The following is an 8,902-nucleotide window of genomic DNA, read 5'->3' as shown; positions in this document are numbered from 1 at the left end:
CGATCTCGTCGTCGTAACGTTCGCCGGTACGTAAATCTTTGAACCGCAACGTATATCGCTCGTCACCGGTGACGTCCACCGAATACGCCAGGATGTTGGCGTCCAGGCTCACCGAGGCGGCGCCAAGCGCGAAGAAATCGTGCCCTTCAGCCTCCACGTTCTCGTCGAGCAGCACTTGCTCGCCGGGGATTTCGGTGTGCTCGTCGAGCAGCGGTGGCGTCCAATCGTCGGGATCGGTGACCGGGCAACGGCATTGCACGCCGTACTGCTTGCCTTCGAAGCTGCGGCCGTAGTACCACCAGTCGCCGCGGCGGGTCGGCACCGAAAGGTCGGTCTCCTTGGTGCGGGCCTTGATTTCGTCGAAGATCTTCTGCCGCAGCGGCCCAAGATGGCTCGTCGCGTGCTCAGTGTAGTCGTTCTCGGCCTTGAGGTAGTCGATCACCTCGGGGTTGGCTTTGTCGCGCATCCACTCGTAGTGGTCGATGAAGACGTCACCGTGGTGTTCGCGGCGATGCTCGACGCGCTTGGCTACCGGTGGCTTCATGAGCTGATCCAGTCGGCGAACTTGAGGCCGGAAATGCGTTCGTAGGCTTCGATATAGCGCGCCCGCGTCGCCTCGACGATGTCGGGCGGCAACGGCGGTGGCGGCTTGTCGCCGTTGCGATCCCATCCGGAGTCAGGCCCGGTGAGCCAGTTGCGGACGAACTGCTTGTCGAAGCTCTGCTGGGCGACGCCCTCCTGGTACTCGTCGGCGCGCCAGTACCTGCTGGAGTCCGGGGTGAAGACCTCGTCGGCGAGGCGGATGTTGCCGTGCTTGTCGACGCCGAACTCGAACTTGGTGTCTGCGACGATGATCCCCTTCTTCAGCGCATGGTCGGCGCCCTGGATGTAGGTCTGCAATGTGCGGTCACGCAACTGGTTGGCGCGCACGGTGCCGACCAACTCGACCACGTCGGCGAACGAGATGTTCTCATCGTGTTGTCCCAGTTCGGCTTTGGTGGCCGGGGTGAACAGCGGCTGGGCGAACTTGCTGGCCTCGGCGAGACCCGGCGGCAGGGTGATACCGCAGACCTTGCCTGTCTTCTGGTAGTCGATCAGGCCGGAGCCGGTGAGGTAGCCGCGGGCCACACACTCCACCGGCATCATCTCGAGTTCCTGAACCACCAGCGCGCGGCCGAGCACTTCCGTGGGGATGCGTTCGTCGTCGGGCGGGCCCGCCAGGTGGTTGGGCGCGTCGACGTAGTCGAAGAAGAACACGCTCATCGCGGTGAGGATGCGCCCCTTGTCGGGGATCTCCGAGTCGAGGATGTAGTCGTAGGCCGAGATGCGGTCCGTGGCGACCATGAGCAGGTGCTCGTCGTCGACGCGGTACAACTCGCGAACCTTGCCGCTGGCCAGATGCTGATAGTCGGACAGAGCGGGGCGCATCGGGCCAGCCTATCGGGCAGCATCTACAGGCATGACTTCCCGGTTTGTGCCATACGCCACCACGCCTGCACGCCTGCTGGCGCAGCTGATCAGCGACATTGTCATCGCTTTCTGGACCGTCGCGTGGCTGCTGGTCGGAATGGCCGTGCATTCGGCGGTGTCGACCATCGCCGCGGTGGGCCGCCAGGTTCAGACCGGGGCCAACGGCGTCGCCGACAACCTCAATGCCGCGGGTGACCGCACCGACGACGTCCCGCTGGTAGGAGATGCGCTGACGCAGCCGCTGCGTGCGGCCGCCGAGGCGGCGCTCGACATCGCCGGCGCGGGGCACAGCCTCGACGACACGGCGTCGTGGCTGGCGTGGGTGCTGGCAATCGCGGTCGCCGCGCCGCCGATCCTGTTCGTCGCGATGCCGTGGCTGTTTCTGCGGGTGCGCTTCTTCCGGCGGAAATGGACAGCGATGACGCTGGCCTCCACACCGGCAGGCGAACAGCTGCTTGCCCTGCGCGCGCTGGCCAACCGGCCGCTGGCCAAGCTGGCGACGATTAGCGCCGACCCCGTTGGGGCGTGGCGACGCGAGGACGAGCCGGCCATCCGCGGCCTGGCCACCCTCGAACTGCGTGCCGCGGGCATCGCACGCCGCCGCTAACCCTCCCTCCCGCGATTTGGGCGTGCTGAGTAGCGCCAACCGCAACTAGCCACGCCGAAATCGCGGGGAACGGAACCGTGGATGCGGTCGAGGGCGTCGACTTCATGTGCTCGACGACTATCTGCGACGTCACGATGGCGTAATCACCTTGGCTCAGGCCGAACGATGCGGCCTCAGTCGCTATGCCGTCCAGCGACGGGTCGAATCCGGCCACTGGCGACGGTGCTCGCGCGGCGTGTATTTTGCGGACGATCGGCCGTTCACCGACGTCGCACGCATCCGCGCGGCGGTGTGGAGCTACGGGCGCACTGCAGCGGCAAGCGGACTGGCCGCCGCTTGGTGGCACGGCCTCACGAAGTTTCCACCCGACATCGTCGAGGTAACGGTGCCTCGCAACAGCAACGGTCGAACCCATCCGGGGTCGCGAGTGCGCAGACGCGACCTCAAATCCGCGGATGTAGTCGAATCCCGGGGACTTGCCGTCACCGCCCTAGCCCTGACAGTGGTCGAAGCCGCAGTTAGACGCGGCGGCGGCGCCAGACTGATGGATTCGGCACTGCAGCGTCATATCGATCTATCTGCCTTATGGCACGCGCATTTGCGCAACAAGGGCCGATACGGCTCTCCCGCCGCACGGCGGCTGTTGCAGGCGGCGTCCGACGGCGCGCGATCGGAGGCCGAACGGCTGTTGGTCAAGCTGCTACGGGACAACGGCATCACTGGATGGCGCACAAATTACCCAGTGGGTAGATACAAGGTCGACGTCGCATTCCCTAAGCAGATGGTGGCGATCGAGACCGATGGCTGGGCGTTTCACAGCGATCAGGAGGACTTCCAGAACGATCGCGAACGCCAGAACTACATCACACTCCTTGGTTGGCATGTGCTTCGGTTTACCTGGCTGGACTTGGTCGAGTATCCCGAACGAGTCCTCGCCGTCATCCGCTCCTCGATTTCGGCGTGACGAGTAGCGCTCAGCGCAACGGAACACGCCGAAATCGCGAGAGAACGACAGCCCACGCCGCCAAGGCGATCCAGAAGAACACCAACGACACGACGGTCAGCCACGGCCAACCGATTTCGAGGTACATCGCGTAGGTCGCCGACGCGTACATGCCCAGAGGGAAGACCGTTGGCCACGCAATACTGGCGAATCGGCGCACGGTCGCATATATCAGCGGCGGGATCCACAGCGTCGCGACGACCCACGTCACAATCGTCACGGCCCGGACACCGTCCGCGATCGGGCCGGGCAACAGCGCACTGTGAAGATGATCGCCGGCAAGCGTCGCGATTGCCGCCCCGCCCATCAAGATCCAGCTGTCCGGTTGCGACAGGTCCACGCGCCACACAATCAGGATGGTCATGAAAACGTAGATGCACATCGCCAGCACCCAGAACAGCACGGCCCAGAACACGATGTCGAGATCGGCTGACACGATTGCCAATCCGGACGTCGCCACGCTCGCCAGCTCCCAGCCGCCGTGCGCGCGAGTTCGCAACTCGCCCCGCCACCGCCACATCCGCCGCGCGACCAGCGGCGCCAGCGAAATCCAGCCCTGCAACGCCATCCCGGCGAGCACCCACAGCACGATCCGGTGCTCAGCCAGCCGCGCCGCCAGCACCGCACACGCGGCGACGTATGTGAACAAGCCCAGCGGCACATCGAGATCGCCGAAGTCGAAGCCGCGCCAAGCACGTGCCACCATCACGATCAGCACCGGAAAGGCTGCGGCGGCCAGAACCACCAGAACGTCACTGGCCACATGAAAACCGTGGTCCGCAGCGGCGATTGACACGATGCCGGTCGCCATGACCGCCGCGAATGCATCCGGCCTCATGCCCTCAGCTCGACCACCAAATGGCGGATGCCGGTGTGCCGATTGCTGCGCGTCCACTCCACCGGCTTGACCACCTGAACCGAACTGAACTGACCGAGCAGCTCCTCGAACAAGACGCGCAACTCCAGCCGTGCCAGGTTCGCACCGAGGCAGTAGTGCACGCCCTGGCCAAACCCTAAGTGCGGATTGGGCTTACGCGTCACGTCGAACGTGTCCGGCGAATCGAACACCAGAGCATCCCGATTCGCCGAACCCTCCCACACCAACACCTTCTGTCCAGGCTCGATCGAGTGCCCGCTAAGAGTGGCCGCGCATGTGGCGGTGCGCCGCTTCGACGGCGACGGCGACGTCCATCGCACCATCTCCTCGACCGCCGTCGGCAGAACATCCAAATCACTACTCAGCAAGGCCAATTGGTCGGGATTCTCGGCCAACGCCAGCAGCCCGCCCGCCACTGCGTTGCGGGTGGTCTCGGCGCCGGCGCTGAACAGCAGGTTGAAGAACAGGTACACCTCGACGTCGCTGACGTCCGCGTTGGCGACCACCGACAGCATGTCGTCGGTCGGCGCGGCCCGTTTGGCTGCGATCAGCTCCTGGCCGTAGTTGTACATCCGTGAACCGGCTTCCTCGATGGACAGCCGGGTGATCGACGCCTTGCGGGAACCGCCGAAGTCGAAGCTGGGCTCGATCGCCTCGAACAGCCAATGACGTTCGGACTCAGGCACTCCCAGCAGGATGCAGATCATTTGCATGGGCAGTTCTGCGGACACATCTACGACGAAGTCGAACGGCTCGCCGTCAACAATCGAGTCGATGAGCCGCCGGGTCCGTGCACGCAGGTCGTCTTCCACGCGCGTGATCATCCGCGGCGTCAGGCCCGAACTGACCAGCCGCCGAATCTCGGAATGCCGCGGATCGTCCATCATGTTCAGCACCTGACCGGCAATGGAAAGGTCCTGCAAAAGGGTTCCGCCAAACGGCCGCGAACCACCGGTCACCGACGAGTACGTCTCCTGATCACGAAGCACCGCAAGGGTTTCCGCGTAGGTGGCGACGGACCAGAAGCCCTCTCCGTCGGGCGTGTTCTCCGTCGCCGGGTGCCAGTACACGGGGGCCTCGCGCCGGTGCTCGGCAAAAAGTGCGTGTGGGAAGCCCGACGCGAAGTTGTCCAGATCGGTGAAGTCGATCTCGGACAACGAGCTCACAGGATCGCACCCGAGGTGTACTTCGCCGCCTCCGGATAGCGGCTGACCAATTCGTCGACAGCCTCGACGACCCGGTCGACCTGATCGCCCGCCGCGCCGGTGAATGCCTGCTTATCCGCCAGCGCCGCATCCAATCCTGGCCGGTCCAACGGCAACCGCGGATCCGCGGCCAGTCGGTCCAACAAGTCGGGCTCCAAGCCCTTCTCGCGCATCCCCAGCGCCACCGCGACGGCGTGTTCCTTGATCACCTCGTGCGCCGCTTCGCGGCCCATTCCGGAGCGCACGGCCGCGATCAGGATTCGCGTGGTGGCCAGGAACGGCAGGTAGCGGTCGAGTTCACGCTGGATCACCGCCGGGTAAGCGCCGAACTCGTCGAGCACCGTCAGGAACGTCTCGATCTGCCCGTCGACCGCGAAGAACGCGTCGGGCAGCGCGACGCGTCGCACCACCGAACAGAACACGTCGCCCTCGTTCCACTGCGCGCCTGCCAACTCTCCCGCCATCGACGCATAGCCGCGCAGCACCACCTGCAGCCCGTTCACCCGCTCACACGAGCGCGTGTTCATCTTGTGCGGCATCGCCGACGAGCCGACCTGACCGGGCGCAAAGCCCTCGGTCACCAGTTCGTGGCCGGCCATCAGCCGGATGGTGTGCGCCAGCGACGACGGTCCGGCGCCGACCTGCACCAGCGCGGAGACGACGTCATGGTCCAGCGATCGCGGATAGACCTGTCCGACGCTGGTGAAGATGTCGGTGAAGCCGAGGAATTCGGCGACCCGCCGTTCCAACTGCGCAAGCCGGTCAACATCGCCGTCGAAGAGGTCGAGCATGTCCTGTGCGGTGCCCATCGGACCCTTGATGCCGCGCAGCGGGTAACGCTCGATCAACGAACCCAACCGCTGCAGCGCAAGAAGCATCTCTTCGGCGGCCGACGCGAACCGTTTGCCCAACGTGGTGGCCTGTGCGGCGACGTTGTGGCTGCGGCCCGCCATCACCAGATCGCGGTAGCTGATCGCCCGCTCGGCCAGCCGGGCCACCACGGCCACACCGTGCGAGAAAACGAGTTCCAGAGATCGTCGAATCTGAAGCTGCTCAACGTTTTCGGTGAGGTCGCGGCTCGTCATGCCCTTGTGCACATGTTCGTGGCCGGCTAATGCGTTGAACTCCTCGATGCGCGCCTTGACGTCGTGACGCAACACCCGCTCGCGCGCCGCGATCGAGGACAGGTCGACGTCCTCGAGCACCCGCTCGTAGTCCGCCACCACGCCATCGGGGACATCCACACCCAACTCGGCCTGCGCTCGCAACACCGCCAGCCACAACCGGCGCTCGGCGACCACTTTGGCCTCCGGCGACCAGATCGCCACCATCTCGTCGCTGGCGTACCGGCTGGCCAGCACATTCGGGATCGTCACAGACACACAGCTTACGGCGCGAGTAGGGCAGGCTGGGCCCATGTACTTCGTTGGGCTCGATCTTGCGTGGGGCGAGAAAAGCCAGACCGGTATCGCGGTGATCGACCCCGATGGCCGGCTGATGCACGTCGGTGCCGCGCAGGACGATGCGAGCATCGAGGACGCGATCGCTCGGTACGTCGGCGACGAATGCCTGGTCGCCATCGATGCGCCGCTGATCGTCAACAACCCGACGGGCCACCGGGCATGCGAGACGGCGCTCAATCGCGATTTTCAGCGGTTCGATGCCGGCGCGCGCCCGGCATTCGCCGAGAAGCCCGAATTCAAGGATCCGCGGGGTGCGCGGATAGCGAGCGCGCTCGGCCTCGACATGGACCCGTCATCCAGTGCGAGCCGACGGGCCATCGAGGTCTACCCGCACCCGGCGACGGTCGTGCTGTTCGGGCTCAAGAAGACGCTGAAGTACAAGCGCGGCGCCTTCGAGGATCGCCACCGCGAGTTGCTCCAATTGATGACGCTGATCGAGGGGCTCGACGCGGCAACCCCGCGGCTGCGGGCGAATCGCAGCGTGGCCTGGGTGGAACTGCGCAAGCGGATCGAGGCCGCGACCCGGCCGGGACAACTCGACCGCGACGAGGATCCCGTCGACGCAGTGATTTGTGCGTACGTCGCGCTGTATTGGTACCAGCGCCCAGAAGACGTGACCATCTACGGCGACTTCGTCACCGGCTACATCGTCACCCCGACGCTGCCCGCCGATCTCATCCCGCAGCGGCGCGCTAGCCGCGACCAGACCGCCCTTGCCAACCGATTGAACCGTGCGTCCGAACTGCTCGCCGAGGCCCAGCGCGAGTTGAGCGCTATCCGGGGAATGCTCGACACCTAGTCGGGCGGCGCACCCAGGTGCGGATCTTTGATTCCGGCGTCGCGGATGCCGAGCTGACGGTTGATCAGCATGGTGACGAAGAACAGCACGATGCCGATCCCGATCAGGATCAACGCCAGCAGGTACTGCTGGCCCGGCCGCCCGGACAGCGGAGTCACCAGATAGAACGACGTCACACAACCGATCACGGGCAACACTGTCGGCGTCTTGAAATGCCCACCGGCCGCCTGGACGTCGCGCCGCAACACCAGCACCGCGACGTTGACCATCGCGAAGACCGCAAGCAGCAATAGCGATGTGGTGCCACCGAGCAATGAGATCGCGCTGCTGTTCGCGAAGACGGTGACATAGAAGATGAGGCCGAACGCGATCGTGGTGGTGAACAGGATCGCCACCCACGGTGTCAGCCGCCTCGGGTGCACAGCGCCGAGCACCGGCGGCAACACATGCTGGCGAGCCATGCCGTAGATCAACCGGCTGGCCATCAGCATGTTGATCAACGCCGTGTTCGACACCGCGAACATCGAAATGAACGGCAGGATGTCTTCGATCGGAAGGCCTGGCGCACCGGCCTTTACCACCTCGACAAGCGGTGTGTCACTGGCCGCCAGCGTGCCGACCGGTACGAGCGCCACCGCGACGATCGACACGATGACATAGACGACACCTGCGATCGACAAACCCGTCAACAACGCCTTGGGAAACACCCGCACCGGGTCTTTGGTCTCTTCGGCCATGTTCACCGAGTCTTCGAAACCGACCATCGCGAAGAACGCCAACGACGTGGCGGCCGTGACGGCCATGAACGCGTTCTTGTCGCTCGCGGTATCGAACGCGATGACGCGCGAGAAGTCGACGTCCGCGCCGCCGCCGGTGAAAGCCCACAGCCCCACCAAGATCACCAGCAGCAGGCCGGTGATCTCGATGATGGTGAGCCCGACGTTGAGCTTGACGCTCTCCCCCACCCCGCGCAGGTTCACCGCGGCGAGCATCGCCATGAACAGCAGTGCGACCGCGGCGAGGACGAACTTGCCCCAGTTGAAATCGAACGCGGTAGAGAGATTGGCGGCGAAGAACCGAGACGCTGTTGACGCCGACGTGATGCCCGAACACATCACGATGAACGCAACCAGGAACGTGATGAACTGCACGCCAAAAGCCTTGTGCGCGTAGAGCGCAGCGCCGGCCGCCTGAGGATACTTGGTCACCAGCTCCAGGTAGCTGAACGCGGTGACCGTCGCGATGAGGAATGCGACGAGGAACGGAACCCACGCCGCCCCACCGACTTCGGCGGCCACGTCACCGGTCAACGCGTAGACGCCGGTGCCAAGGATGTCGCCGACAATGAACAAGAGCAGCAGGCCTGGGCCCATGACTCGCCGCAGCTGTGGTTGCTCCTCGACCGTCTCAGCCTGAGTCATTGCCCTCCTTCAGGTCACACCTGCGCGACCCGCTCGTCGATGGGTGCCAACACGTCT

At 64.9% G+C, this 8,902-nt stretch carries 8 protein-coding genes and 1 pseudogene; 3 read left to right on the top strand and 6 right to left on the bottom strand.

All coding sequences use genetic code 11. The features are described 5' to 3' along the window. Together VFH65_RS23005 and VFH65_RS23000 are read right to left on the bottom strand one after the other, a co-directional pair. A pseudogene (locus tag VFH65_RS23005) lies at positions 1-544 on the bottom strand (oligopeptidase B); the annotation flags it as partial. Further along, the gene (locus VFH65_RS23000; RefSeq protein WP_353324540.1) at positions 541-1,428 is read right to left on the bottom strand and encodes a phosphoribosylaminoimidazolesuccinocarboxamide synthase; all 888 of its coding nucleotides are present in this window, start codon (positions 1,426-1,428) and stop codon (positions 541-543) included. The gene VFH65_RS23000 and the pseudogene VFH65_RS23005, both read right to left, overlap by 4 nt. 31 nt (positions 1,429-1,459) lie before the next feature. On the opposite strand from VFH65_RS23000, the gene VFH65_RS22995 reads away from it, so the two are divergent. Continuing rightward, positions 1,460-2,077: a hypothetical protein gene (locus VFH65_RS22995; RefSeq protein ID WP_353324539.1), complete on the top strand. Its 618-nt coding sequence runs from the start codon at positions 1,460-1,462 to the stop codon at positions 2,075-2,077. Positions 2,078-2,183: 106 nt separating this feature from the next. Continuing rightward, positions 2,184-3,041, top strand: a complete 858-nt coding sequence (locus tag VFH65_RS22990; RefSeq protein ID WP_353324537.1) for a DUF559 domain-containing protein — start codon at positions 2,184-2,186, stop codon at positions 3,039-3,041. Between the two features lie 10 nt (positions 3,042-3,051). Here VFH65_RS22990 and VFH65_RS22985 read toward each other — a convergent pair whose 3' ends face one another. The 3 genes from VFH65_RS22985 to purB are packed head-to-tail and all read right to left on the bottom strand — an operon-like array spanning position 3,052 to position 6,538. Beyond that, the gene (locus VFH65_RS22985; RefSeq protein ID WP_353324536.1) at positions 3,052-3,918 is read right to left on the bottom strand and encodes a tellurite resistance/C4-dicarboxylate transporter family protein; all 867 of its coding nucleotides are present in this window, start codon (positions 3,916-3,918) and stop codon (positions 3,052-3,054) included. Further along, on the bottom strand, positions 3,915-5,123 hold the full coding sequence (locus VFH65_RS22980) for a cytochrome P450 (protein ID WP_353324535.1): 1,209 nt from the start codon (positions 5,121-5,123) through the stop codon (positions 3,915-3,917). Before VFH65_RS22980 ends, VFH65_RS22985 begins: the two co-directional genes overlap by 4 nt. Further along, positions 5,120-6,538 carry an adenylosuccinate lyase gene (gene purB, locus VFH65_RS22975; RefSeq protein WP_353324533.1) on the bottom strand — a complete coding sequence of 473 codons (1,419 nt, stop codon included), beginning with the start codon at positions 6,536-6,538 and terminating at the stop codon, positions 5,120-5,122. Before purB ends, VFH65_RS22980 begins: the two co-directional genes overlap by 4 nt. Before the next feature lie 40 nt (positions 6,539-6,578). Between purB and VFH65_RS22970 the strand changes: the two genes are divergently transcribed. Further along, positions 6,579-7,424 carry a DUF429 domain-containing protein gene (locus tag VFH65_RS22970; RefSeq protein ID WP_353324532.1) on the top strand — a complete coding sequence of 282 codons (846 nt, stop codon included), beginning with the start codon at positions 6,579-6,581 and terminating at the stop codon, positions 7,422-7,424. Here the strand turns inward: VFH65_RS22970 and VFH65_RS22965 are convergent. Next, on the bottom strand, positions 7,421-8,845 hold the full coding sequence (locus VFH65_RS22965) for an APC family permease (protein ID WP_353324530.1): 1,425 nt from the start codon (positions 8,843-8,845) through the stop codon (positions 7,421-7,423). The two genes, VFH65_RS22970 and VFH65_RS22965, sit on opposite strands and share 4 nt — an antisense overlap. Positions 8,846-8,902 lie beyond the last annotated feature (57 nt).

Origin of the sequence: Mycobacterium sp., assembly GCF_035697385.1 — a bacterium.
In the GTDB taxonomy this organism is placed as follows: domain Bacteria; phylum Actinomycetota; class Actinomycetes; order Mycobacteriales; family Mycobacteriaceae; genus Mycobacterium.
This window is presented reverse-complemented; position numbering and strand designations above follow the sequence as displayed.

Excerpts from the sequence above, each read along its gene's own strand:
- VFH65_RS23000 (WP_353324540.1), bottom strand. The coding sequence starts at position 1,428 with ATGCGCCCCGCTCTGTCCGACTATCAGCATCTGGCCAGCGGCAAGGTT.
- VFH65_RS22995 (WP_353324539.1), top strand. The coding sequence starts at position 1,460 with ATGACTTCCCGGTTTGTGCCATACGCCACCACGCCTGCACGCCTGCTG.
- VFH65_RS22985 (WP_353324536.1), bottom strand. The coding sequence starts at position 3,918 with ATGAGGCCGGATGCATTCGCGGCGGTCATGGCGACCGGCATCGTGTCA.
- VFH65_RS22970 (WP_353324532.1), top strand. The coding sequence starts at position 6,579 with ATGTACTTCGTTGGGCTCGATCTTGCGTGGGGCGAGAAAAGCCAGACC.
- VFH65_RS22965 (WP_353324530.1), bottom strand. The coding sequence starts at position 8,845 with ATGACTCAGGCTGAGACGGTCGAGGAGCAACCACAGCTGCGGCGAGTC.